Source organism: Streptococcus mitis, from assembly GCF_003942765.1.
Lineage (GTDB): Bacteria > Bacillota > Bacilli > Lactobacillales > Streptococcaceae > Streptococcus > Streptococcus mitis_BE.
The window spans coordinates 490505-515906 of the sequence record NZ_RJNW01000001.1; the positions used below are offsets into that span (position 1 = coordinate 490505).

Consider the following 25402-nt stretch of genomic DNA (forward strand, 5'->3'; position numbering starts at 1 on the left):
CGTCTCCTTTACATACAATTACATTTTACTTCTGTCACAGCGCTTGATTTCTTCTCAGAAATCACAGCTTCCAAGTCTTCCAAGTCATCCTTAGTAAAATCACATTCAGCAATCAAATCAGCCAACAAGTTCTTAATCCTACGGGAACAAACCTTGTCCTTGATATCTTGGACAAGCAAGTCTCGGCTTTGGTCTAGAGTTAAAAGCGCCGAATAAACAAAGAACTTGCCTTCTTTTTTCCTTGTCAGACACTCTTTCTCAACCAAACGAGCCAAAAGAGTTTGAATGGTTGACTTGGACCAGTCGAACCGCTCCGCCAGAACCCTTATCAAATCCGTACTAGTCTGCTCTCCTTGCATCCAAATAATCTTCATGACCTGCCATTCTGCATCTGAAATCTGCATAATCACACCTCCTAAATCTACATTTGTCGATTACAATTGTTAGTATACTCCTAAAATCTACATTTGTCAACTATGAAATTAATCTTTTCTTTGAAAATTTGAATTTTAACCATTTGATAAAGGATTTTCAGTCAAATCTTACTATATAAACTATAAAAATATGCTATACTAAAGAAAAAAGAAAACAACCACTAGGGGTGCGTAAAGCTGAGATTAACAACTGTTAGACCCTTTGACTCAATCTAGGTAATGCTAGCTGATGGAAGTGGAAATGATAATGGGGACTAGCAGTCTTCTATTGCCTTCCTGAAACGGACTAGCTTGTTCTTAAGAATACAAACTTCAGTTGGTTGGGAGGTTTTAGATGACTTATTTACCCGTTGCTTTGACCATTGCAGGGACTGACCCTAGTGGCGGTGCTGGCATTATGGCTGATTTAAAGTCATTCCAAGCTAGAGATGTCTATGGAATGGCCGTTGTGACCAGTCTTGTCGCTCAAAATACCAAAGGCGTTCAATTGATCGAGCACGTTTCTCCTCAAATGTTGAAAGCCCAATTGGAGAGTGTCTTTTCGGATATCAAGCCTCAGGCTGTAAAAACTGGGATGTTGGCAACTACTGAAATTATGGAAATCATCCAGCCCTATCTTAAAAACCTGGATTGTCCCTATGTCCTTGACCCTGTTATGGTCGCAACAAGCGGTGACACCCTGATTGATACCAGTGCCAGAACTTACCTAAAAACAAACCTGCTTCCACTTGCAAGTATTATCACACCCAATCTTCCTGAGGCAGAAGAGATTGTTGGTTTTTCAATTCATGACCCCGAAGACATGCAACGTGCCGGTCGCCTGATTTTAAAAGAATTTGGTCCTCAGTCGGTTGTCATCAAAGGTGGCCATCTCGAAGGCGGTGCCAAAGATTTCCTCTTTACCAAGGATGACCAATTTGTCTGGGAAAGTCCAAGAATTCAAACCTGTCACACCCATGGTACTGGGTGTACCTTTGCTGCAGTGATTACGGCTGAACTTGCCAAGGGGAAAACCCTCTATCAAGCAGTCGATAAAGCCAAGGCCTTTATTACGAAAGCCATCCAAGATGCCCCTCAACTCGGTCATGGTTCTGGTCCAGTCAACCATACAAGCTTTAAAGATTAAAAAAACTCTCTAGTTCCCACTTTAAGGGAATTAGAGAGTTTTTATACTTTTCGAAAATCTCTTCAAACGACGTAAGCTTTATCTGCAACCTCAAAGCTGTGCTTTGAACAACCTGCGACTAGCTTCCTAATTTGCTCTTTGATTTTCATTGAGTATTAATTAGAAAATAATGTCATCCAACTTTGTTAAAAAGGCTTGCGTTTTTGCCTCTATATCTTCTGACTGCATCAAATCACGCACTACAGCTACTCCAGCTATGCCAGTTGCGGCAAGTTGGTCAATGTTCTCTGAAGTCAAGCCTCCAATAGCAACTACTGGGATGGCAACCCTTTGGCAAATTGTTTTCAAGGTTGAAATCAGGGTGATAGGTGCATTTTCCTTGGTCGTAGTCGGGAAAATGGCTCCTGTCCCCAAGTAATCTGCTCCCCCTTCTTCTGCCTCTAGGGCTCTTTTTACAGTTTTAGCTGTGACACCAAGTATTTTTTCAGAACCCAAGACTTGTCGGGCCACCGAAACTGGTAGTTCATCGTCTCCAATATGCAGACCAGCAGCATCAACTGCAAGACAGACATCCAAACGATCATCGATGATCAGGGGTACCTGATAGGCATCTGTTATTTCCTTGACTTGTTTTGCCAGTTGATAATATTGATTGGTTGTGAGATTTTTTTCTCGCAATTGGACTATGGTAACCCCTGAACGGCAAGCCGTCTCAACCTTTTCAAGAAAGCTTTCCAAGGAATCTTGGTAGCGATTGGTTACTAGATACAGTCTAAGCGCCTCTCTATTCATAAACATCTCCTTTGATAGCATCTAGCCAGTTTTCATCTCTTTTGAGGAGCGAAAGCTGATTGAGTACTTGGTATCGAAAATCTTCCAATCCCATTCCTTGAACAACTATTCTCTCAGCAGAGATATTGAGATAAGAGACTGCTAAGCAAGAAGCTTCAAAGGCAGTTTTTCCTTGGCTGAGAAAAACAGCTGTTAAGGCTCCAACCAAGTCTCCTGTCCCTGTTATCCAATCCAATTCTTCACAACCATTTCCCAATACAGCAACATGATTTTCTGAAACGATGAGGTCCTTGGGACCAGTGACTAAGAATGACATACCTGGATAGGTCTGACACCAGTCTTTCAAGACTTGAAGCAAATCCTCAGTTTCTTGATCTTTAGCACTGGCATCGACCCCAACTCCGTGATGTTTTAAGCCAACAAGACTTCGAATTTCTGACATGTTTCCTTTAAGGACCGTAGGTCTATAGTCTAAAAGGTCTTTAACTAAGCTCTTACGAATGAATGAAGCTGTTACGCCAACCGCATCTACTACCATTGGGAGACCAGCTTGAGCTGCATAAGAAGCTGCCATACGGATTGCTTTTTCCTTCTCAGCTGACAAATGCCCCAAATTGATGAAGAGTGCCTGGCTTTGCTTAGTGAAATCAAGAACCTCACGGGGATCATCTGCCATAACTGGTTTACATCCCAGAGCCAAAATCCCATTTGCTAGCATCTCACAAGAAATCTCATTGGTAATACAGTGAATGAGGGAAGTCGTTTCCAGAGGAAAAGGATTTGTCAATTCCAGCATCAGTCTATCCTTTCAGCAAAGAAATATCCCTGCACTTTTTTAAAGAATTCCTGCTTGATTAAAAATCGAAAGGCAATAAAAGAAATCGCTGTACCGATTAAGGTTGCTCCGAAAAATCGAGGAGTATAGATAAACCAGCTAAGCTTTGCAGCTGATCCTGTAAAGAGTACCATAACAGGATAGGAAACAATAGAACCAATAATACCTGTTCCCAAAATCTCTCCGAGAGCAGAATAGTGAAATTTTCGACCGTACTTATAAAAGAGACCTGCTAGAAGGGCTCCAAAAGTCGCTCCTGTGAGAGCTAAAGGCGGAATCCCTTGAGTCGTCATACGGATAAAGGCTGTCACTGTAGCCATAGCCAAAGCATAAACAGGTCCCATCATGATTCCTGCTAAAATATTGACTACACTAGACATTGGCGCCATACCTTCGATTCGGAAGATAGGTGTCAAGACCACATCAAGGGCAATCATCATGGATAAAATGGTTAATTTGTGAACTTGTAATTGGTGCTTTCTCATGTTTCTATTCTTCTCCTGTTTCTAAAGACTGTAAATCGCTCTTCCATGTCTGGTGTTGGTAAGCCATTTCCCAAAACTTGGCTTCCATATGAACACTGATGTGGAAGGCTTCTAGCATTTTTTTCTTGTCTGTCTCGTCACTTTCTCGATAGAGTTGATTGACCAGCGCTCCCTCCTCTCTGATCTGCTGCTCCAACTCATCCGTAATATAAGTTTCAATCCATTGTTGGTAGAGAGGATTTGGTGATGGTTTAAGATTAAGTGATTTGCCTATATCATGATATAACCAAGGACAAGGCAGCAAACTTGCAAAAGCGATGGCTAAGTTGGGCTCTGCAAATTGCCGATAAATGTGGGAGATATAATGATAGCAGGTTGGAGCGATTGAATGTTGCTCCATTTCCTGATTGCTGATTTCCAATTCCTTGAAAAATTGTTGGCGGATAAATAACTCCCCTTCTACTAAACTCTGAGCATTTTGTTTCAAGAGTCTTTTCATCTCTTGGTTTGAAGTCTTATCAGCCAAAAGGTGATAGATTTCTGAGAAAGCCTTCAGATAGTAGGCATCCTGAATCAGGTAATAGCGGAAAATGGCAGGTTCTAAATTTCCCTCTTGTAATTGTAAAATAAAGGGATGATGAAAAGAAGTCTGCCAAGCTTCCTTGGATAATTCCATCGCAATATCTGTAAATTCCATAATAACTCCTTTATAAAAATAGACTGGTTTGAAGCAATAAAAAGAAAAGCAGGTAGATGAATATTGTCCTTTGAGGAATATAAAAAGTCCGATAGCTATTCTCCACCTGTGCATGTTCGTCATATCCATGCGCCGATAGGGCTCTCAGATAAAGATGGCGCCATCTAAAGACCGTCATCAAAACCTTGCTGTAAATCAAGGGCGACCAAAAATGTAGTTCTTGACCGCGTAATAAGCAAGCTTCCTTGAGAGATTTGATTTCTTGCTGAATGAGGGGGAAGGAATTGAATACAACAACCAAGGCATAGGCCCAAGAGCGTGATAATCCCTTTTGAGCCAAGTACAAGAGAAGCTCTTTTAGGGAAATAGAGGAAACAAAAACAAGACCAATACAAACGGTCACAAAGGCCCTCGTTCCAAGCATGACTGCCTGCGAAGCATCTCCATGTAACTGAACTGCCCAGTAGTTGGCAAAGGATGGCAAAATGGCAAGCAGAATCATCCAAGCCAATACTTTAAATCGACGGTAATAGAGCATAAAGAGAATACAAAATGCGACTACCGAAAGATTTAGAGCAATCGAAGGAATGAAAGATGTTTCCAGCGATAAAATCAGCAAGAAGAGACTGATAATTGGTGTCTTAGTTGCTACTTTGACCATACTATCTCACCTCCCCTTGGGTATTGCTACTCTGAGATGTGAGTGGTTTGGTAATTGTCACTTTTTTCACATGACTGAGACCTTGACTAGTCATCTCAATCCAATAATCAACCACAGAGATCAAGGGATCCAAACGATGGCTAATGATTAGAAAACTTCTTCCTTGATTTCTGTCCTCCACAATCCACTTGCAAAAATAATGGCAAGCTCTATCATCCAAACCAGCAAAAGGTTCATCTAGCAAAATCACAGAAGCCTTACTGGTCAAGATGGTCAAGAGCTGAAGAATCTTTTGCTGTCCACCACTTAATTGATAGGGACTCTTATCGAGTGCCTGCTCCAGATCAAAATACCGTAAAGCTTGAAGAATTCGCTGATTTCTTTCAGAATCAGGTCCATCTAATTGAAGCTCTTCTCGCAGACTAGCTCGTATAAACTGCTTTTCAGCTTCCTGAACAACACCCGTCATGTCACGGTACAAACTCTTTTTCTTTTTCAGGACTGTCCCCTTCCAGGTAATGCGCCCCTTATACTTTTGAAATTGAAGAATAGACCGAAAGAGGGTGGATTTCCCGACGCCATTATCACCCAAGATACAGGAAATTCCTTGGTAAAATGTAAAATCCGCAATTGAAAAAAGGGAACGATGATCCAGCTCACAAGTCACACGGTCCATATGGAATAGTTCTGGGCTAGAAGCAACTTCCTTTGAAGCAACCTGTGTCATCTCAGAGGTAGGGATTTGAAACACTTCCCTTAGTTGTCCATCTCTTAGCTCCACCATATAGTCGATATAGGCTTCATAATCAGATAAATCATGGTCGCACAAAATAACTGTCTTCCCATTAGAGGCTAACTCTTTTAGAATCTCTAATATCTCGATTCTGCTCTTGCGGTCAATGGAAGCGAAGGGCTCATCCAAGAGATAGACCCTAGGATTCATGGCAAAGAAAACAGCTAAGGCAGCTTTTTGCTTTTCTCCACCTGATAGGTGATGGATGGGACGGTGCAAAATCGCCTTGCAGCGACATTGCTGGACCACCTCTACTATTTTAGAATCAATTTCCTGAACGGGATGCCCAATATTTTCCAAGGTAAAAATCAGCTCCTCAAACAAGTTCTCCATGGTAAATTGATGATTGGGATTTTGAAAGAGAATACCAACCGTCTGGACACGCTCGATGATAGAAAGCTGACTGATCTCGCTCCCATTTATCAGGACTTGACCGCTATAGGGAAGAGAACTGACTTGGGCAATCATTTGAAAAAGACTCGATTTTCCTGAACCACTGCTCCCAACTAACAAGGTAAAAGCTTGCTCATGAAAAGTAAAATCAAGCGGCTCAGAGAAGATTGGGGACTGAATCTCTCGTAATTCCAGCCCCATCTATGCCTTCCCTCCAGCTGCAAACTGATGATAAAGTTTGACAATGGCACGAACCAAGATAGTACAGAAGAAAAAGACGGAAATAAAACGTACTACAAGCAAGGAAAGAACAAAAGGAAGGGAGAAGGCGTAGTAACCTAACTTAATGTATTCATAGACAAAGCTAACAAGCGTAATCCCAATACTATTAGCAGTTAGAGAGAGCCAACTTTCATAGCGATTCTTGGTTACGATAAAACCAAGTTCACTTCCCAAACCTTGAACCAAGCCAGACAAAAGGGCACCTAGACCGAATTGGCTACCATAAAGGACTTCAGCAAGCGCAGCTAGCACTTCTCCAATCGTTGCGCTTCCCACTCTTGGAACAAAGATGGCCGCAATGGGCGCAGCCATACACCAGAGACCAAAGAGGATTTCATTGGCAAAGGCCTGCAAGCCAAGAGGGGCTAAAATCAGAGTGAGGACATCAAACAGATAGCCGGATCCTACAAAAACGCCACCAAAAAAGATAGACAAGAAAGCAAGTAAAATAACATCTTTTAACTGCCATTTTTTCAACATAAAAAACTCCTTTTTTAAAGAAAAGTGGGGTATTCAAGGTGAGCTACCTAAATGCTTTGTATCATCTTCATCCAGTTTCGTAAAAGAAAAAACTCTAATTACAGATAGGAATTAGAGTTCAGCTTACAAGATTAGATGGTTAGTTTCTATAAATACAAAACCATTTCACATTTCCCTTCGCCAGTCTTAACTGTATCAGGTTCAATGGGTATCATCTCAGCCTAAAGCACCCCAAATGTCTTTATTATTTAATTATATAATTATTTTAACAGACGATTTATTCTAGTTCAAGAAATTGAACTGGAAATACAGCCTTGTACTCAAAAAGACAGCAGATCTTTCTTTTGCAAAAACCAAATGTCTTGTTTGATAGATTAGCCATTTGAGCTGAATCTGGACATAGCTTTTTAGAAAAAAGAAAATCCTACTCCCTCAAAATCCAAGGAAAAATTGATAGCTATTGTTCACTCATTTCTCGAACAGTTTTTTCTATATTTTTTGCATACGATATTGCTGAAATGATTGAAACACCATCAACATTGGTCTTCATAATGTCTTTAATATGTTGCGTCTGTATCCCACCAATTGCAACTAAGGGCATTTGTGGCAATAGTTTTCTCATCAATTTAAGACCTTCATAACCTATAGCACCACCAGCATCGTCCTTTGACTGGGTATCAAATACAGGACCAACACCAACATAATCTACATATTCAACTTTTGATTGTTGAAATTCTTCCTCGTTTTTTATAGAAAGACCAATTATTTTATCTGGCATCAATTTTCTAATTTCATCAACTCCAAGGTCATCCTGTCCTACATGTACGCCATCAGCGTCAATTTCCATTGCCAAATCAATATCATCATTAACAATAAACGGAACATTGTATTTTTTACAAAGATCCTGTAGTTTAATTGCTAATTCGACTTTTTCTTTACCTTCTAAGGCTCCCTCCCCTTTTTCACGGAATTGAAATAAGGTTATACCACCTTTTAAGGCTTCCTCAACGACCGTATATAGATCTTTTCCTTGGCAAGTAGTCGTTCCACAAATAAAATATAGTTTTAGTAATTCTTTATGAAACATTTTACTTCACTCTTTTGAATTCCTTTACATCTTCATCTGTAATCTCATATAAGGCATTTATAAATTCAACTTTAAATGTTCCAGGAAGATGTCCATTTGGACGTTTTTCTGCCATTTCTCCAGCGATATTGTAAACCAACATTGCTGTTTCTAATGATTTCAATTCTTGACCTTTTTCAAGTCCGATAAAGCTTGCTACTACAGCACCTAATAAGCATCCTGTCCCAATAACTTTTGGCATCATGGCACTACCATTATGAATCGTTACAACTTCTCCATTTACCGCAATAGCATCCACTTCACCTGTTACTACAATTGGAATATTGAACTTCTCATTTGCTGCTAGAGCAATTTCGTCAATATTATCTACACCCGCACTATCTACTCCTTTAGATTCCACATTTATTCCTACTAAAGAGGCAATCTCGCCAGCATTTCCTCTAATCGCTGCTAGTTTGTAATTGTTAATTAGATCATCTGCTACTTTTTTTCTATATTCTCCTGCTCCACAGGCTACAGGATCTAAAACTGCTGGGACATTATATTTCTCTGCAATTTTCAAAGCAGCTTGGTATAATTTCCAATTTTCATCTGTCAATGTTCCTATGTTTATTAATAAACCTCCAGCATACTTTAACAAATCCTCTAAATCTGCAGGAAACTCACTCATAGCTGGTGATGCACCCAGTGCTACTAATCCATTTGCTGTGAAATTTTTTACTACATCATTGGTGATGCAAATGACCAAAGGTGCTTTTTCTTTTAATAATTTTAAACTTGTCATATTGAAATCCTTCCTTTTCACTTTATACGATCTACTGATTTCGATTTATCTCTATCTTTCGTTAAGAAATTTTTTTATTTACATTGAATAATTTACCTCATCAAATTTGTAAATATCCTAAACCTTCACTAGGCGTCATAGCCAATATCAAAAAAGGCTAATTCTAAGGCAACTGCTTGATTCCAGCGTTCCTGAAGTTCTGTCAAATCTTCTCGACCTTTCCCGAAACGATTGAGTTCGTCAACCAGAAATTGAACCCACTCTGCAAAGAAAGGACCTCTGTGGAGATTGATCCATTCCGAATGAATATAGGCTTCAGGTAGAGCCAAATCTTTAGAACCCCAGTCTAGATAGAGCCCTTCTGCAATGACCAGCATGACCAAAAGATGGGCATAGTCTGATGATGACACAGCAGAATACATAAGCTCCTGAAAGGCTTTTGTTACAGGATGCAAAGTCACTTCCTGATAATCATTCTCAGATACTTTTAACTCTTTAAAAGCCTTTTGGAAATAACCGTCTTCATCTGCTTCAAGAAAGCCTAGTTGCTTGGCAAAACGAAGCTTGGATTCAAGCTGGTCTGCGTGGGCTACGCAAGCACCCAGCATGGATAAGAAGGCATCAAAGAAGTGATAATCTTGAATCAGGTATTCTTTTAAGACCTTATTCTCAATTGTCCCCACAAAAAGTTCCTGAACAAAACGATGATTGATTGCATCCTGCCAATCCTTCTGACTGCTTTTTAATAATTCTCCAACAATCAAACCTGGCTCAAATGCATAGTCTTGTGTTTCCATATTTACTTTTCCTCTCTTTACTCGTTCGTAATCGACAAAACATCAAGAAAATCCTAGTTTTACTTGACCTTTTTAAAGAAAATCAAGGGCGTTCAAGAAGAGCTCCCTAAATGCTTTGTATCACCTTCATCCAGCTTATATAAACAAAAAAACTCCAATTACAATCAAGAATTAGAGTTTAGCTTACAAGATTAGATCGTTCATTTCGCCATACGAAAAAACGTTTCACATTTCCCTTCGCCAGTCTTAACTGTATCAGGTTCAATGGGTATCATCTCAGCTTAAAGCACCCCAAATGTCTTTATTATTTAATTACTGGACCAGTATAGCAAAAAATGAAAGCCCTAGCAAGATATTTGACTGAAAAATATATTTATATAGTTTTCAATGGTGATTTATTCTTCCTATACACTAAGAAAAACCTCCACATTCAGTGGAGGCAATATTTTTATCAATACAATTTTAAGTCGCGTGGGTCAACTGGGAAGGTTGGGTTGTATGGGTTATGACGGAGTTTAAAGTGTTTAACATCTTCAATCGTCTGAGTTCCAGATAATTGCATAACTGTCTTCAATTCTGAATTCAAGTGTTCAAAGACTTGACGTACACCAACACTACCACCGAGAGCCAAACCATAGATGACAGGGCGACCAATAGCTACCAAGTCTGCTCCTGAAGCCAAGGCTTTAAAGACGTGTTGACCACGACGAATACCTGAGTCAAAGACGATTGGCACACGTTTGTCAACTGCTTCTGCTACTTCTTGAAGTGAGTCGAAGGCAGCTGGTCCACCATCGATTTGGCGACCACCGTGGTTGGTTACCCAGATACCAGAAGCTCCTGCAGCAAGCGAACGTTCAACATCCTCACGGCATTGTGGGCCCTTGACATATACAGGAAGTCCTGAGTATTCAGCGATAAATTCTACATCACGTGGAGACAAGCGTTGTTTAGCTGATTTGTAAACAAAGTCCATTGATTTACCAGCACCTTCTGGCAGGTATTCTTCAACAATCGGCATGCCAACTGGGAAGACAAAACCATTACGCTTATCAACCTCACGATTCCCCCCTACAGTAGCATCTGCTGTCAAGACAATCGCTTTGTAGCCTTCAGCCTTTACACGGTCCATGATGTGGCGGTTAATGCCGTCATCCTTACTAAAGTAAAATTGGAACCAATGAGGTGTCCCTTGAAGAGCTTCCGTAATTTCAGGAAGGTCAACAGTAGAGTAAGAGCTGGTTGTATAAAGAGAACCAAACTCATGCACACCACGCGCAGTAGCCACTTCACCTTGTTCATTTGCCAATTTATGAGCCGCAACAGGCGCCATAATGATTGGTGAAGATAGTTTTTCACCCGCAAATTCAATCTCTGTACTTGGATTTTCAACATTGCAAAGTGTATGAGGAACAATGAGCTTGTGGTTAAAGGCACGGATGTTCTCGCGTAAAGTGAAGGTATCTTCTGCTCCACTGGCGATATAACCAAATGCTGCTTTAGGAATAACCTGTTGCGCCATTGGCTCCAAATCATAGGTATTGATGAAATCTACATGACCTTCTGCATTGCTTGTTTTGTATGACATAAAATGTCCTCCTTAATAAGTAAGCGTTTACTTTGTATATTACAAAAATATCTTAACTCTTTTTTCAAAACTTTTCAAATATTTTGTTTGGAAATTTCAGAAAGATTGTGTCTATGATAAAAAATCCTTATAACGGCAATAAAAAATAGATATTATCCAAAGGAGCTTTTAAGTGCTACAATAACTGTATTATTTCTAGATGGGAGGTTCTATTTTTGGATTGGTCCATTGTTGAACAATATCTACCACTATATCAAAAGGCATTTCTTCTGACCTTGCATATTGCAGTTTGGGGAATTTTGGGATCCTTTCTGCTCGGTTTAATCGTTAGTATCATCCGACATTATCGAATCCCTGTTTTGGCGCAAGTAGCGACAGCCTACATTGAATTGTCACGCAACACGCCCCTTTTGATTCAACTCTTCTTTCTCTACTTCGGACTTCCTAGAGTAGGGATTGTCCTATCTTCAGAAGTCTGTGCCACTCTGGGACTTGTCTTTTTAGGAGGCTCCTATATGGCAGAATCTTTCCGAAGTGGGCTGGAAGCCGTCAGTCAAACCCAGCAGGAGATTGGATTAGCAATCGGTATGACACCTGTACAGGTCTTTCGCTATGTGGTTCTTCCGCAAGCAACAGCGGTGGCCCTACCGTCTTTTAGTGCCAATGTCATTTTCCTGATCAAGGAAACCTCTGTTTTCTCAGCAGTGGCTTTGGCCGACCTCATGTACGTCACCAAGGACTTGATTGGGCTCTACTATGAGACAGACATTGCGCTTGCTATGTTGGTAGTTGCTTACCTTATCATGTTGCTACCCATCTCACTGGTCTTTAGCTGGATAGAAAGGAGGCTCCGCCATGCAGGATTCGGGAATCCAAGTACTCTTTCAGGGAAATAATCTCCTGAGAATCTTACAGGGATTGAGCGTTACGATTGGGATATCCATCCTGTCTGTCCTCTTATCCATGATGTTCGGAACAGTCATGGGAATCATCATGACCTCCCATTCTAGAATCATACGATTTTTAACACGATTGTATCTGGAATTCATCCGTATCATGCCCCAGCTGGTGCTACTCTTCATCGTTTACTTTGGCTTGGCTCGAAACTTTAATATCAATATCTCAGGTGAAACTTCAGCTATTATCGTTTTTACCCTCTGGGGAACAGCTGAAATGGGAGACTTAGTACGTGGAGCCATCACTTCTCTCCCTAAACATCAGTTTGAAAGCGGACAGGCACTCGGCTTGACTAATGTTCAACTTTACTACCACATCATCATCCCACAAGTCTTGAGAAGATTACTGCCACAAGCCATTAACCTTGTCACTCGGATGATTAAAACCACTTCATTAGTTGTTTTGATTGGGGTTGTGGAAGTGACCAAAGTTGGACAACAAATCATCGATAGCAATCGCCTGACCATCCCAACTGCTTCATTTTGGATTTATGGAACCATTCTGGTCTTGTATTTCGCAGTTTGCTTTCCTATTTCCAAACTATCCACTCACTTAGAAAAACATTGGAGGAACTAGATGTCGGAAACTATTTTAGAAATCAAGGAACTCAAAAAATCCTTCGGAGACAATCCCATCCTCCAAGGACTTTCTCTAGATATCAAAAAAGGGGAAGTTGTCGTTATCCTAGGACCATCTGGTTGTGGGAAAAGTACACTCCTTCGTTGCCTCAATGGCTTAGAAAGTATTCAAGGTGGAGATATTCTTCTGGATGGTCAGTCTATCGTTGAAAATAAAAAAGATTTTCACCTAGTTCGCCAAAAGATTGGCATGGTCTTTCAAAGTTATGAACTCTTTCCCCATCTGGATGTTCTACAAAACCTCATCCTAGGTCCTATCAAGGCTCAGGGACGTGACAAGAAAGAAGTAACTGAAGAAGCTTTGCAATTACTAGAGCGTGTCGGTTTACTGGATAAACAGCATAGCTTTGCCCGTCAATTATCTGGTGGACAGAAGCAACGGGTTGCAATTGTCCGTGCCCTCCTCATGCATCCAGAAATCATCCTTTTTGACGAAGTGACTGCTTCGCTGGATCCAGAAATGGTGCGTGAGGTGCTGGAACTTATCAATGATTTGGCCCAAGAAGGCCGTACCATGATTTTAGTAACCCATGAAATGCAGTTTGCCCAAGCTATTGCCGATCGGATTATCTTCCTCGACCAAGGGAAAATAGCTGAAGAAGGAACGGCTCAAGCCTTCTTCACAAATCCACAAACCAAACGAGCCCAGGAATTTTTAAACGTCTTTGACTTTAGCCAATTTGGCTCATATCTATAAAGGAGATACTTATGAAACTATTCAAGCCACTCTTTACTGTTTTGGCACTTGCCTTTGCCCTTATCTTTGTCACAGCTTGTAGCTCAAGTGGAAATGCTGGTTCCTCATCTGGTAAAACCACTGCCAAGGCTCGCACTATCGATGAAATCAAAAAAAGCGGTGAGCTACGAATCGCCGTATTTGGAGACAAGAAACCATTTGGTTATGTTGACAATGACGGTTCCTATCAAGGTTACGATATCGAACTTGGGAATCAACTGGCCCAAGACCTTGGTGTCAAGGTTAAATACGTTTCAGTCGACGCTGCCAACCGTGCTGAATACTTGATTTCAAACAAGGTAGATATTACTCTTGCCAACTTTACGGTGACTGACGAACGCAAGAAACAAGTTGATTTTGCCCTTCCATACATGAAAGTTTCTCTTGGAGTCGTATCGCCTAAGACCGGTCTCATCACAGACGTCAAACAACTTGAAGGCAAAACCTTGATTGTTACAAAAGGAACGACCGCTGAAACTTATTTTGAGAAAAATCACCCCGAAGTAAAACTCCAAAAATACGACCAATATAGCGATGCCTATCAAGCCCTTCTTGACGGACGTGGAGATGCCTTTTCAACTGACAATACTGAAGTTCTAGCTTGGGCACTTGAAAATAAAGGATTTGAAGTAGGAATTACTTCCCTCGGTGATCCAGATACCATCGCAGCAGCAGTTCAAAAAGGCAACCAAGAATTGCTAGACTTCATCAATAAAGATATTGAAAAATTAGGCAAGGAAAACTTCTTCCACAAGGCCTATGAAAAAACACTTCACCCAACCTACGGTGACGCTGCTAAAGCAGATGACCTAGTTGTTGAAGGTGGAAAAGTTGACTAATACTCTTCGAAAATCTCTTAAAACCACATCAGCTTCACCTTGGATTATATTTGATTTTCATTGAGTATAAGATCCAATAACATCACAAAAAGAAATCAGGTAATCCTAGTGACTACCTGATTTTCTATGTTTTAGGCGTTTTGCCAATTTTCTTGGTCTTCTTTAAATCGTTTTAGAAGGTCGAGGCCTTCTGGTGTGATGTAACCTTCTTCTTGGGCTAGGTGGATGAGTTCACTGTAGTTAGAAAGCGTCACAAGTTTGACACCTGCGTCTGAGAAGTTCTTATCTGCTTTTGGCAGTTGATAGCTAAAAATTGCCACAACACCAAGAACGTCAGCTCCTTCGCGTTTAGCTGCTGCTACGGCCTCGAGAACAGAACCGCCCGTTGAAATGAGGTCTTCAACCACTACCATCTTTTGCCCCTGAGTTACTCGGCCTTCGATTTGATTACCAGCGCCGTGGTCTTTTGGTTTGCTACGGATATAGGCAAATGGCAAATTCATCTTGTCAGCAATAATAGCTCCGTGTGGAATCCCTGCCGTTGCAGTTCCTGCAATGACTTCTACCTCTGGAAAGGCTTCTTTAATAGCTTCCACAAAGCCATTTTCAATGATAGTACGAGTTTCTGGATAGGCAAGAGTTACACGGTTATCTGTGTAAATCGGCGACTTGATACCAGATGCCCAAGTGAAAGGCTCCTCTGGTTTGAGGTAAACGGCTTGAATTTTCAAGAGGTGGCTAGCGATATCTTTAGCAAGTGTCATGGTATTCTCCTTTTATTTTTCTAATCTAGTTCTTTAATTCCAGTCCTGTGTCCATTCATCCTTGATGGCATGATAAGCTGCAACAGGATTCTCAGCTTGGATAATAGGACGTCCCACTACGATATAGTCACTACCGATTTGATAGGCATCAGCAGGTGTCATCACGCGTTTTTGATCTCCAACAGCAGATCCCTGTGGACGAATGCCCGGTGTTAGACAGATAAAATCTGGATTAGTGGCCTGCTTGATGAGTTGCACTTCCTGAGCCGAGCAAACAACACCATCTAATCCCGCTTCAGCCGTCTTCTTGGCATAATGAATCACAGACTCTTGCAGGCTGGTTTGGATATTTTGAAAATCCTGCATCTGGGCTTCTGATGTTGATGTGAGCTGAGTGACAGCTATCAATTTGGCTTGACTACCAAGACCTTCACGCGCAGCCTTCATCATCTCTACACCCCCAGCAGCATGAACATTTGTCATATCCACACCAAGCTGAGACAGGACCTTCATAGCTGATTTGACTGTATTGGGAATGTCATGCAGCTTGAGATCCAAAAAGACACTGTGCCCCAGGCCTTTCAAGTAAGACACAATCTCAGGCCCCGTTGCGTAATAAAGCTCCATCCCTACCTTAAGATAAAGGCTTTCTTCTGCTGGAAAAAGAGCTAAGAATTCCTTGACCGCCTCAAAACTAGGAAAATCAAGAGCAATGACTGGACGATGTTCTCGCATAGGTTTCTCCTTTTACCTTTGCTAGTGAGAGAGTCTGGGCAACAGAAGCCACGAAAAAAGGAACCTGCCAACAGCAAGGTTCCACGAAAAATGGGTAGTCTCCACCCTTTCACCGTCTAACCTTAGCTGCCTCTCTGGACTGCTTTAAAGGTTTTTTACTATTCTATTATTTCTACTAACACTTGTCAAGTAAAAACATGGCAACTAAAGAGCTATAGAAGAAAAGGTAAACCTAGCGACGCGATGAACGTCGGGTCGTTTGGTTTTGATTGCCCTCTTCCTCCAGCTTTTTCCTTTCCTCTTCTAGTTTATTCTGCTGTTCTTCCAGTCTTTTCTTCTCTTCCTCTTTTTGTTTCTTCTCAGCTTCCTTAGCCTCTTGTTTGGCTTTTTCCTCAGCTTCCATAATTACTTTATCCGCCACTGTGTAGCTGTAAATTCCAGCTTCCATGTCAATCACACTCGGTTCTGACAATTGTGGCTTAATCTTACTATAGTAAGGCAGTTTCTTACTCATTTCAGATAGAGGAACCAAGACCTCGTCCGAATCATTCATAGTCAATCGAATTAAATCTGATGTCACCTTGCTTGGGGCTAGTTCCACCTTTTGGATAGCAGACTTGAGTTCTGGGCTAATTTGAGCAAGTTCAGACGTAAAGGCTTTGATTTGTTCACTGTCATTAAAAAGAACTGATATATAAGTTTCTGGCAGACTCACCAAGCTTACCGCACTTGTCTCCACCTTCCCACTTGAAAGGATTGGATAATGGCTTTCTCCAGAAACATAGTAGGCCACAATATCGTATTCCTTAACCTTGATAGTAAACTTGGTTGGAAATTGATAGACAAGCTGAGCTGATTCAACCCAATAATTAGACTTGATCTGCTCTTCATATTTTGCCTTATCTAGCAGAAGGTTAATCGTATAATCCGAATCCTGAATGCCTGAAGCCTGTCGAATATCATCAGCTGTAGTTTGCACTGTTCCCTCAACACGAATATCCTTCATGGTCGCATAAGGACTAAGCAAATAAGCAGAGACAACCAATAAAATCAGACTGAGAAACAAAATCGAGATAGCCCGCCAGATATGAACTCCTGGAATTTTCGGTTTGACCGGTTTTTCCTTAACAGGCTTTTTCTCTGCCTTTTTATCCCGTTTATCCTCTTTCTCTGTCTTTTTAGACTTTGATTCTTCTTTGACTACTTCTTTTTTGACGTCTTCTGACTCTCCTACTTTTTCTTTAGCATCTTCCTTAGCTGATTTTGGGTCTTTTGGATCAGATTCACTCTCTTGGTCCTCGGTTGCATCTGACTTTTCAGATTTGGAAGCCATTCGAGATTGTCTTTCCTTTTCCTTCTCCTCAGCTAGGGCTGCTTCTTCCTCAGCCTTCTTTTTTAGATATTCTTGGTTTCGTTTCTGCCATTCTGATAACTCTTTAAATTCTTCGAGGATTTCTTTGCCCTCATTTTTCTTATCTTTTGACATTTACTTTCCTTATGATAAATCTTTTTTTAACAATTGATAAAAATCTGCTAGAGATTTCAATTCCTTAGAAGCCTTCATCTTGGCTTGATAGTCTTCCTTGTGGCTTAGTAAGTGAGAAAGCTTCTCTTCCAAACTGTCCAAGGTCAAATCGCTTTCTTGAAGCTCTTCTGCATAGCCTTTTTTTACAAAGTAAGCTGCATTTTCAATCTGGTCACCACGACTAGCTTCACGACCAAGTGGCACAATGACATGTAATTTTGCCATGGCCAAGAGCTCAAAAATCGTATTGGCACCACCACGTGTCACAACAATATCAGCCAATTCCATCAAGGGTTGATAGAGATTGGTCACATAGTCAACACGAAAAAGATTTTGGCTCAACTCGTTCAAACTAGAATCTCCAGTTAAATTGATAATATTGTAGCGCTCTGTCAGTTCTTTCTTATAGTCTGTCACCAATTGGTTAAAGACACGAGCACCTGCAGAACCACCGACAAACAATACAGTTGGCAATTTAGGATTAAAGTGGGTTTGAATATCTACCAATTCATCTGGTTCTGGATTTTTTTGGTCTGAAACCTTGGTCACTGCTCCCACATGCTCGACCTTAGACAAACTTGAAGCTTGTTCAAAGGTTGAATACATCTTAGTCGCAAATTTATAGGCGATTTTATTGGCCAAGCCCATAGATAGGTCAGATTCGTGAATAAAGACAGGCACTCCTGACACACGCGCAGCGATAACAGGCGGTACTGAGACAAAGCCTCCCTTTGAAAAAAGAGCCTGTGGACGAAGTCGCAACATGATAAAGAGCGACTGGACAATTCCCCATCCAACTTTGAAGACGTCCAGCATATTTTGCCAAGAGAAATAACGACGCAATTTTCCAGTCGCAATGGAATGGAAGGTGACATCTAGACCCGACTTGAGGATTTCTTGGTGTTCGATCCCACGCTTATCTCCGATATAGTGGACTTCCCAACCATCTTCGATGAACTTGGGCATTAACAAAAGGTTAAGGGTCACGTGTCCAACCGTCCCCCCACCTGTAAAGACAATTTTTTTCATATTATTCCTTTAACTCCGCTACTGTGTCGATAAAGAGGTCGCCACGTACTTCAAAGTTAGCATACATATCCCAGCTAGCATTGGCAGGACTGAGAAGAACCACGTCTCCTTGAGTCGCAAGTTCATAGGCCTTGCGGGTCGCATCAGCAATATCAGTCGCATCCACATAAGACACACCAGCCTTATCTGCTGCCCGTTTGACACGTTCGGCAGACTGACCCAGGATAACCATCTTCTTGAGTCCAGTAATGTCTGGAACCAATTCGTCAAACTCATTACCACGGTCCAAACCACCTGCAATCAAAATGACCTTGCTGTTGTCAAATCCTGACAAGGCTTTTTGAGTAGCCAAGATATTGGTTGATTTGCTATCATTATAGAACTTAACACCCTTGATTTCATCCACAAATTGGAGACGGTGTTTGACACCTCCAAAGGCTGAAAGAGTTTCTTTGATGGTTTGGTTATCAACACCACGAAGCTTGGCTACAGCAATAGTCGCAAGGGCATTTTCCACATTGTGGCTACCTGGAACTCCGATTTCATTCGCTGCCATGACAACTTCCCCACGGAAGTAGAGTTGACCATCTTCCAGATAAGCTCCATCAACCTTTTCAAGTGTTGAGAATGGTACAACTGTAGCTTGTGTTTTAGTAGCCAATTCTTTTGCCAAGTCTTGGTTAAAGTTCAAGACAAGGAAATCATCCGCTATCATCTTGTTTTGGATATTCCACTTGGCTGCTACATATTCCTCAAAAGAACCATGATAATCGATATGAGTTGGCATGAGGTTGGTAATAACCGCAATCTCAGGATGGAATTCTTGAACGCCCATGAGTTGGAAAGAAGAAAGTTCCATGACAAGCGTATCCTTGTCTGTCGCAGTTTGAGCCACTTGACTGGCAGGATAGCCGATATTTCCTGATAAAAGACCATGTTGGCCAGCAGCAGTCAAAACGTCCCCAATCATAGTCGTTGTGGTTGTTTTACCATTTGAACCTGTGATACCAACAATCGGTGCTTCTGAAATCAAGTAAGCCAATTCCACCTCAGTCAAGACTGGAATTCCCTTGGCCAAAGCCTTTTCAATCATGGGATTGCTGTAAGGGATACCTGGATTTTTCACCATAAGGGCAAACTCTTCATCCAAGAGTTCCAAAGGATGACCGCCTGTGATGACCTTGATTCCTTCTTCCAACAAACTTTGGGCAGCTGGATTGTCCTCAAAAGGTTTCCCATCATTTACTGTCACAATGGCACCTAGCTTGTCCAACAAACGTGCTGCAGATTCACCAGACTTGGCCAAACCTAAAACAAGGACTTTCTTATTTTTAAATTGATCTATTACTTTCATGTCTCGAACTCCATTTCTACTCTTACTATTTTACCATTTTTATGGAAATAATTCTAAACGAAAATACTCAGATTCAGCATTCTAACAAGCAAAAAGAGAGCCGAAACTCTCTTTTTATCTTCTTTTACTTTTATTAACCGACATGAGGGTAATATCTCGCAAGCTAAAGTATGCTAAGAAGAGCATGGCGATTGCGATAAAGAATTCTGTCGGTAGCTGAAAGATTTGCAGGACAGACAACATGAGCAAAATCAAGAGTGCTACGAAAGCAAAGACGACAAGGACGATATTGACTGTCCCTTTAATGCTTTCTGGTGTCGCAAATACATAGAGTAGTAATAAGAGGAGTCCTATGATTAAATAAACCATCTTTATCTCTTTCTAGCTCTTATTCAGCTGATTTTTTCTTCTTGTTAGCTTTCTCACGCTCTGCCTTGTTAAGGATTTGTTTACGCAAACGGATAGACTCAGGAGTTACTTCCATGTACTCATCATCATTCAAGAACTCAAGAGACTCTTCAAGGGTCAAGATACGAGGTGTCTTGATAACAGCTGTTTGGTCCTTAGTAGCTGAACGAACGTTAGTCATTTGTTTTGCCTTAGTGATGTTAACGGTCAAGTCGTTTTCACGAGAGTTTTCACCGATGATCATTCCTTCATAAACCTCAGTACCTGGGTTGACAAAGATTGTACCACGTTCTTCGATAGACATGATTGAGTAAGTTGTAGCCTTACCAGCATCGATAGAAACAAGGGCACCACGGTGACGACCACCAATTTCACCTGGAATCAAAGGCAAGTATTGGTCGAAGGTATGGTTCATGATACCGTAACCACGAGTCATTGACAAGAACTCAGTTGAGTATCCAATCAAACCACGCGCTGGAACAAGGAAGACCAAACGAGTTTGACCATTACCAGTTGAAATCATATCCAACATTTCACCCTTACGTTCAGAAAGACTTTGGATAACAGACCCTTGGTATTCTTCTGGAGTGTCGATTTGAACACGTTCAAATGGCTCACATTTAACTCCATCGATTTCTTTTACGATAACTTCTGGACGAGATACTTGAAGTTCATATCCCTCACGACGCATTGTTTCGATAAGGATTGACAAGTGCAATTCTCCACGTCCTGAAACAGTCCATTTATCTGGTGAATCAGTTGGGTCAACACGAAGGGAAACGTCTGTTTGCAATTCTGCCTGCAAGCGTTCTTCCACCTTACGAGAAGTTACCCATTTACCTTCTTTACCAGCAAATGGTGAGTTGTTTACCAAGAAAGTCATTTGAAGAGTTGGCTCATCGATGTGTAGGATTGGAAGAGCTTCAACTGCATCTGTCGGAGTAATGGTTTCACCGACAAAGATATCTTCCATACCTGAAACGGCAATCAAGTCACCTGCTTTGGCTTCTTGAATTTCACGACGTTCCAAACCAAAGAAACCAAAGAGTTTTGTAACACGGAAGTTTTTAGTTGTGCCATCAAGTTTAGAAAGGGTAACTTGGTCCCCAACCTTAACAGTACCACGGAAGACACGACCGATACCGATACGTCCAACAAAGTCGTTGTAGTCCAAAAGTGATACTTGGAACTGTAAAGGCTCATCTGAGTTATCTACTGGAGCTGGGATGTGGTCGATAATCGTGTCAAAGATTGGTGCCATAGTCGCTTCTTGGTCAGCTGGATCATCTGACAATGAAGAAGTTCCGTTGATCGCTGAAGCATATACCACTGGGAAGTCAAGCTGGTCGTCATCTGCACCAAGCTCGATGAAAAGTTCCAAGACTTCGTCCACTACTTCTGCTGGACGAGCTGATGGCTTATCGATTTTGTTAACAACCACGATTGGGACAAGGTCTTGTTCCAAAGCTTTTTTCAATACGAAACGAGTCTGTGGCATTGTTCCTTCGTAGGCATCTACGACCAAAACAACACCATCAACCATTTTCATGATACGTTCAACTTCTCCACCAAAGTCCGCGTGTCCTGGTGTGTCCATGATATTGATACGAGTTCCGTTATAGGCAACGGCTGTATTTTTAGCAAGAATGGTAATTCCACGCTCTTTTTCGATATCGTTTGAGTCCATAGCACGCTCTGCCAATTCAGTACGTGCATCAAGCGTTTCTGATTGTTTCAACAATTCGTCAACGAGGGTTGTTTTACCGTGGTCAACGTGGGCGATAATCGCAATGTTACGGATATCTTCTCTTAATTTTGTCATGATTTCCTCTATAATATTCAAAATTTATTTTCTAACTGAACGATTATACCATATTTTCAAGTAAATAACATAACTCAAGCAAGTGTAAATGTTTTCACTCCGCTTTTCTTTTCACGTCAAGCCTTTTCAAAGCAAGCGACTTATGATAAGATAAGCACAGTATGCGTTTAGATAATTTATTAGCCCAAGAAAAAGTTAGCCGAAAGGCCATGAAACAAGCCTTACTCAAAGGAGAAATTCTAATCGATGGTTGCCCAGCCCGCTCCCTAGCTCAGAATATCGATACAGGACTACAGGAGCTCCTCTTTCGGGGCCAAATCATTCAAGGCTATGAGCACACCTATCTGATGCTTCATAAGCCTACTGGTGTCGTTACAGCCAACAAAGACAAGAAACTTCCAACCGTCATGGACCTCCTTCCGCCTGACATCCAGTCTGATAAGCTCTATGCCGTCGGCCGACTGGACCGAGATACGACTGGCCTCCTTCTCTTGACTGACAACGGTCCCTTGGGCTTTCAGCTCCTCCATCCCCAATATCATGTCGATAAGACTTATCAAGTTGAGGTTAATGGACTTCTAACACCTGACCATATCCAAGCCTTTCAAAAGGGAATTGTCTTTTTAGATGGCACTGTCTGTAAAGCTGCAAGACTAGAGATTCTATCTGCAAGTCCTTCCCACAGCCAAACCTCTATCACCATTTCAGAAGGAAAATTTCATCAGGTTAAAAAAATGTTCCTCTCAGTTGGTGTCAAGGTTGTCTCTCTCAAACGAGTTCAGTTCGGTGACTTTACATTAGACCCAGAACTAGCAGAAGGGCAATTCCGTCCCTTGAATCCAGAGGAATTGGAAATCATTAAAAACTATTTAGAAAAAAGTGGATAAAAGAAAAAAGCTTTATCTTTAAAGCTTTTTTAATCTTCTTTATCTCATGTGTAAGATAATTCCAACAATCCAGTTAAGAGCAGAAAGAACAATACCTACTACAGCTACAATTCTTTCTGTTTTATAATCAAGTCCAGATTCTTTTTGAAGTTCGTTAGCATACAAAATACCAGCGATACCTAAAAGAATACCTCCCAAAGCAAATAATAAACTCATAACAATAGACAGAATACCCACCAAAAGTGGATTTTTTTTCTTTTCTTGCATTTTCTAAAAACTCCTTAAACTAAACACAAATGAATAATACCATAAAAATCGGCTTTATCAATTGGGTGAAAAATGTTAACACTATGTTATCCGGTTCTTGAACCGAGAAGAGTGGATAAAACAAAAAAGCTTTTAAAAATAAAGCTTTTTTTGTTAGAATCCTGATTAGTGCATCATTAAGAGGAGTCCTGCAACCCAGTTAATTACAGAAACTACAATCCCTACGATATTTAGAATTCGTTCTGTTTTATAGTCTAATTCAGATTCTTTTTGATGTGAATTAGCCAAGACTAGACCAATGATCCCCAAAACAAGACCTACGATTGGAGATAGCAAGCCAAGAACGATAGATAGGATACCTAAAACAAGGGAAGATTTCTTCTTTTCTTTCATATTATAAAACTCCTAAAATTATTACCACTAAATTATATCAAAAGAAATAGGTTTTGTCTATATAATACTATAAGTTTTTTATCATATTAATTATGGCAATCTCTCAAACTAAGTTCCACTTGTCTACCCAAAGCGGAACTTAGTTTGAGAATTTAGCTTATGTTAATTAGTCTTCACTTTTCCATTCCAAGAATCCAATCCATAAGAAAGGATATAAATCTCAGAGAAACCTTGCTTTTTCAGATAAAGTGCTGCATTTGTGACACGTTGCGCACGTTGATTTTCGTAAAGAAGGACAGGTTTCTCCTTACGAAGGGCTGCAAGACTAGTCTTCAACTGACTTGAAGGAATATTGCGTGCACCAAGGATATGTTTTCTGTGGAATTCAGCTGGCTCACGCAAATCAATCAATTGACCCGTACGAATCAAGGCTTCAAACTCCTCATTGTCTACGATTTTAGCCGCACGACGAATACGGAGATAGTTAAAGCCCATCCACGCCAACATTGCTAGTATAAGTGCCAACAAAATCCAAGTAACCATTAGTTCATTTCTCCATTTTTCTCAATATAATCCAATTCTACCTTGTGCTCTCTGCGAAGAACTGCTTCTGCCTCTAAATAGTCCAATTTATCCATCAACCCTGCATCGTAAATTCGAGAGAGCTCCAACTTCATCAGTTCAATATCATATAAGCGTTTTCCCATGTAAACGATAATACCAAATCGTTTGAGGAATTGCTGCACATCATAGAATGTTTTCATAAGACTCATTCTAGCAAAATTTTGTGTTTTTTTCAAGAAGAGACTCACACAATGCTCCTGATTTTCCTATCTTCTTTGGCGATTCTGACGCAAGTGTGGTACAATAAAAACATGAGAATTCAACAATTACACTATATTATCAAAATCGTCGAAACAGGCTCCATGAATGAGGCAGCCAAGCAACTCTTTATCACCCAACCAAGTCTTTCCAATGCTGTGAGAGATTTAGAAAATGAAATGGGTATTGAAATCTTTATCCGCAATCCCAAGGGTATCACCTTGACCCGTGATGGGATGGAGTTCCTCTCTTATGCCCGTCAAGTTGTCGAGCAAACTCAACTTCTGGAGGAACGCTATAAAAATCCTGTCGCCCACCGCGAACTTTTTAGCGTTTCCTCCCAGCACTATGCCTTTGTGGTCAATGCCTTTGTCTCTCTGCTCAAGAAAAGTGATATGGAGAAATACGAGCTCTTCCTTCGTGAAACTCGTACTTGGGAGATTATTGACGACGTCAAGAATTTCCGTAGTGAGGTCGGTGTCCTCTTCCTAAACAGCTACAACCGTGATGTTTTAACCAAAATGCTGGATGACAACCACCTGCTAGCTCACCATCTCTTTACAGCTCAGCCTCATATCTTTGTCAGCAAGACCAATCCTCTGGCCAAGAAAGACAAGGTGAAACTGGAAGATTTAGAAAACTTCCCTTACCTCAGCTATGACCAAGGAACTCATAACTCCTTCTACTTTTCAGAAGAGATTCTCTCGCAGGAATACCACAAAAAATCTATCGTAGTCAGCGACCGTGCTACCCTCTTTAATCTCTTGATTGGTTTGGATGGTTATACCATTGCGACAGGGATTTTGAACAGCAACCTCAACGGAGACAATATCGTTTCTATCCCACTGGATATTGATGACCCAATTGAGTTGGTCTATATCCAGCATGAAAAAACCAGCCTATCTAAGATGGGCGAACGCTTTATAGACTATCTACTAGAAGAAGTTCAGTTTGATAGTTGAGAAATCAGCAAGATTTTATTATAATAAGCA

Annotated in this window: 30 protein-coding genes and 3 riboswitches; of the genes, 7 read left to right on the plus strand and 23 right to left on the minus strand. The window is 40.9% G+C overall.

Going from position 1 to position 25402, the window contains the following annotated elements:
* Nucleotides 1–8: 8 nt before the first annotated feature.
* Complete coding sequence (locus tag D8849_RS02610; protein ID WP_125386100.1) at nt 9–404, minus strand: CopY/TcrY family copper transport repressor; 396 nt, start codon at nt 402–404, stop codon at nt 9–11.
* A gap of 183 nt (nt 405–587) precedes the next feature.
* Nucleotides 588–685, plus strand: a riboswitch (TPP riboswitch).
* Nucleotides 686–768: 83 nt separating this feature from the next.
* On the opposite strand from D8849_RS02610, the gene thiD reads away from it, so the two are divergent.
* Complete coding sequence (thiD, locus tag D8849_RS02615; RefSeq protein ID WP_125386101.1) at nt 769–1560, plus strand: bifunctional hydroxymethylpyrimidine kinase/phosphomethylpyrimidine kinase; 792 nt, start codon at nt 769–771, stop codon at nt 1558–1560.
* Between the two features lie 159 nt (nt 1561–1719).
* Here the strand turns inward: thiD and thiE (D8849_RS02620) are convergent, their stop codons facing one another.
* The 11 genes from thiE (D8849_RS02620) to lctO all read right to left on the minus strand — a co-directional run bounded on the left by thiE (D8849_RS02620) (nt 1720) and on the right by lctO (nt 11234).
* On the minus strand, nt 1720–2352 hold the full coding sequence (thiE, locus tag D8849_RS02620; RefSeq protein ID WP_125386102.1) for a thiamine phosphate synthase: 633 nt from the start codon (nt 2350–2352) through the stop codon (nt 1720–1722).
* Nucleotides 2345–3148 carry a hydroxyethylthiazole kinase gene (gene thiM, locus D8849_RS02625; protein ID WP_125386103.1) on the minus strand — a complete coding sequence of 268 codons (804 nt, stop codon included), beginning with the start codon at nt 3146–3148 and terminating at the stop codon, nt 2345–2347. Before thiM (D8849_RS02625) ends, thiE (D8849_RS02620) begins: the two co-directional genes overlap by 8 nt.
* On the minus strand, nt 3148–3672 hold the full coding sequence (thiW, locus tag D8849_RS02630; protein WP_001225549.1) for an energy coupling factor transporter S component ThiW: 525 nt from the start codon (nt 3670–3672) through the stop codon (nt 3148–3150). Before thiW ends, thiM (D8849_RS02625) begins: the two co-directional genes overlap by 1 nt.
* Nucleotides 3673–3676: 4 nt before the next feature.
* On the minus strand, nt 3677–4369 hold the full coding sequence (gene tenA, locus D8849_RS02635; protein ID WP_125386104.1) for a thiaminase II: 693 nt from the start codon (nt 4367–4369) through the stop codon (nt 3677–3679).
* A 10-nt stretch (nt 4370–4379) separates the two neighbouring features.
* Nucleotides 4380–5030, minus strand: a complete 651-nt coding sequence (locus D8849_RS02640) for an energy-coupling factor transporter transmembrane component T (protein ID WP_125386105.1) — start codon at nt 5028–5030, stop codon at nt 4380–4382.
* A gap of 1 nt (nt 5031) precedes the next feature.
* The gene (locus D8849_RS02645; RefSeq protein WP_125386106.1) at nt 5032–6417 is read right to left on the minus strand and encodes an ATP-binding cassette domain-containing protein; all 1386 of its coding nucleotides are present in this window, start codon (nt 6415–6417) and stop codon (nt 5032–5034) included.
* Nucleotides 6418–6978 carry an ECF transporter S component gene (locus D8849_RS02650; protein WP_049510473.1) on the minus strand — a complete coding sequence of 187 codons (561 nt, stop codon included), beginning with the start codon at nt 6976–6978 and terminating at the stop codon, nt 6418–6420.
* Nucleotides 6979–7133: 155 nt separating this feature from the next.
* Nucleotides 7134–7222: riboswitch (TPP riboswitch) on the minus strand.
* Nucleotides 7223–7435: 213 nt separating this feature from the next.
* Entirely contained in the window at nt 7436–8065 is a 630-nt protein-coding gene (thiE, locus tag D8849_RS02655; protein ID WP_125386107.1) for a thiamine phosphate synthase, read from the minus strand.
* Nucleotide 8066: 1 nt separating this feature from the next.
* A complete protein-coding gene (thiM, locus tag D8849_RS02660; protein ID WP_185756196.1) occupies nt 8067–8849 on the minus strand; it encodes a hydroxyethylthiazole kinase in 783 nt (260 codons plus the stop codon).
* Nucleotides 8850–8977: 128 nt separating this feature from the next.
* The gene (locus tag D8849_RS02665) at nt 8978–9646 is read right to left on the minus strand and encodes a TenA family protein (RefSeq protein ID WP_049492273.1); all 669 of its coding nucleotides are present in this window, start codon (nt 9644–9646) and stop codon (nt 8978–8980) included.
* A gap of 215 nt (nt 9647–9861) precedes the next feature.
* A riboswitch (TPP riboswitch) is annotated at nt 9862–9950 on the minus strand.
* 147 nt (nt 9951–10097) lie between these two features.
* Entirely contained in the window at nt 10098–11234 is a 1137-nt protein-coding gene (gene lctO, locus D8849_RS02670; RefSeq protein WP_061587749.1) for an L-lactate oxidase, read from the minus strand.
* A gap of 215 nt (nt 11235–11449) precedes the next feature.
* Between lctO and D8849_RS02675 the strand changes: the two genes are divergently transcribed.
* From D8849_RS02675 to D8849_RS02690, 4 genes are read left to right on the plus strand one after another with little or no spacing between them, the layout of a single operon-like run.
* Nucleotides 11450–12130, plus strand: coding sequence for an amino acid ABC transporter permease (locus D8849_RS02675; protein WP_125386109.1), 681 nt, complete (start codon nt 11450–11452; stop codon nt 12128–12130).
* Entirely contained in the window at nt 12090–12767 is a 678-nt protein-coding gene (locus D8849_RS02680; RefSeq protein ID WP_125386110.1) for an amino acid ABC transporter permease, read from the plus strand. Before D8849_RS02675 ends, D8849_RS02680 begins: the two co-directional genes overlap by 41 nt.
* Nucleotides 12768–13526, plus strand: coding sequence for an amino acid ABC transporter ATP-binding protein (locus D8849_RS02685; RefSeq protein WP_000004999.1), 759 nt, complete (start codon nt 12768–12770; stop codon nt 13524–13526). It begins immediately after the preceding gene.
* A gap of 11 nt (nt 13527–13537) precedes the next feature.
* On the plus strand, nt 13538–14404 hold the full coding sequence (locus tag D8849_RS02690; RefSeq protein WP_125386111.1) for a cysteine ABC transporter substrate-binding protein: 867 nt from the start codon (nt 13538–13540) through the stop codon (nt 14402–14404).
* 131 nt (nt 14405–14535) lie between these two features.
* On the opposite strand, the gene pyrE is transcribed toward D8849_RS02690, so the two are convergent.
* The 7 genes from pyrE to typA form a co-directional block, all read right to left on the minus strand.
* Entirely contained in the window at nt 14536–15168 is a 633-nt protein-coding gene (pyrE, locus tag D8849_RS02695; RefSeq protein WP_125386112.1) for an orotate phosphoribosyltransferase, read from the minus strand.
* Nucleotides 15169–15201: 33 nt separating this feature from the next.
* Nucleotides 15202–15903, minus strand: coding sequence for an orotidine-5'-phosphate decarboxylase (gene pyrF, locus D8849_RS02700; RefSeq protein WP_125386113.1), 702 nt, complete (start codon nt 15901–15903; stop codon nt 15202–15204).
* A gap of 232 nt (nt 15904–16135) precedes the next feature.
* On the minus strand, nt 16136–17389 hold the full coding sequence (locus tag D8849_RS02705) for a cell division protein FtsQ/DivIB (protein WP_125386114.1): 1254 nt from the start codon (nt 17387–17389) through the stop codon (nt 16136–16138).
* A 9-nt stretch (nt 17390–17398) separates the two neighbouring features.
* Entirely contained in the window at nt 17399–18457 is a 1059-nt protein-coding gene (locus D8849_RS02710) for a UDP-N-acetylglucosamine--N-acetylmuramyl-(pentapeptide) pyrophosphoryl-undecaprenol N-acetylglucosamine transferase (protein ID WP_125386115.1), read from the minus strand.
* Between the two features lies 1 nt (nt 18458).
* Nucleotides 18459–19811, minus strand: coding sequence for a UDP-N-acetylmuramoyl-L-alanine--D-glutamate ligase (gene murD, locus D8849_RS02715; RefSeq protein ID WP_125386116.1), 1353 nt, complete (start codon nt 19809–19811; stop codon nt 18459–18461).
* A gap of 114 nt (nt 19812–19925) precedes the next feature.
* On the minus strand, nt 19926–20180 hold the full coding sequence (locus tag D8849_RS02720; protein WP_024056536.1) for a DUF3165 family protein: 255 nt from the start codon (nt 20178–20180) through the stop codon (nt 19926–19928).
* A gap of 19 nt (nt 20181–20199) precedes the next feature.
* A complete protein-coding gene (gene typA, locus D8849_RS02725; protein WP_000164111.1) occupies nt 20200–22041 on the minus strand; it encodes a translational GTPase TypA in 1842 nt (613 codons plus the stop codon).
* A 161-nt stretch (nt 22042–22202) separates the two neighbouring features.
* Between typA and D8849_RS02730 the strand changes: the two genes are divergently transcribed.
* Nucleotides 22203–22928, plus strand: coding sequence for a 16S rRNA pseudouridine(516) synthase (locus D8849_RS02730; RefSeq protein WP_125386117.1), 726 nt, complete (start codon nt 22203–22205; stop codon nt 22926–22928).
* Between the two features lie 39 nt (nt 22929–22967).
* Here the strand turns inward: D8849_RS02730 and D8849_RS02735 are convergent, their stop codons facing one another.
* The 4 genes from D8849_RS02735 to D8849_RS02750 form a co-directional block, all read right to left on the minus strand.
* Nucleotides 22968–23195, minus strand: a complete 228-nt coding sequence (locus tag D8849_RS02735; protein ID WP_125386118.1) for a DUF4190 domain-containing protein — start codon at nt 23193–23195, stop codon at nt 22968–22970.
* A 165-nt stretch (nt 23196–23360) separates the two neighbouring features.
* A complete protein-coding gene (locus D8849_RS02740; protein ID WP_049492311.1) occupies nt 23361–23588 on the minus strand; it encodes a hypothetical protein in 228 nt (75 codons plus the stop codon).
* 162 nt (nt 23589–23750) lie between these two features.
* On the minus strand, nt 23751–24131 hold the full coding sequence (locus tag D8849_RS02745) for a rhodanese-like domain-containing protein (protein WP_125386119.1): 381 nt from the start codon (nt 24129–24131) through the stop codon (nt 23751–23753).
* A complete protein-coding gene (locus tag D8849_RS02750; RefSeq protein WP_004261684.1) occupies nt 24131–24400 on the minus strand; it encodes a YqgQ family protein in 270 nt (89 codons plus the stop codon). Before D8849_RS02750 ends, D8849_RS02745 begins: the two co-directional genes overlap by 1 nt.
* 63 nt (nt 24401–24463) lie before the next feature.
* Between D8849_RS02750 and D8849_RS02755 the strand changes: the two genes are divergently transcribed.
* Complete coding sequence (locus D8849_RS02755; protein ID WP_049487917.1) at nt 24464–25372, plus strand: LysR family transcriptional regulator; 909 nt, start codon at nt 24464–24466, stop codon at nt 25370–25372.
* Nucleotides 25373–25402: the final 30 nt, after the last annotated feature.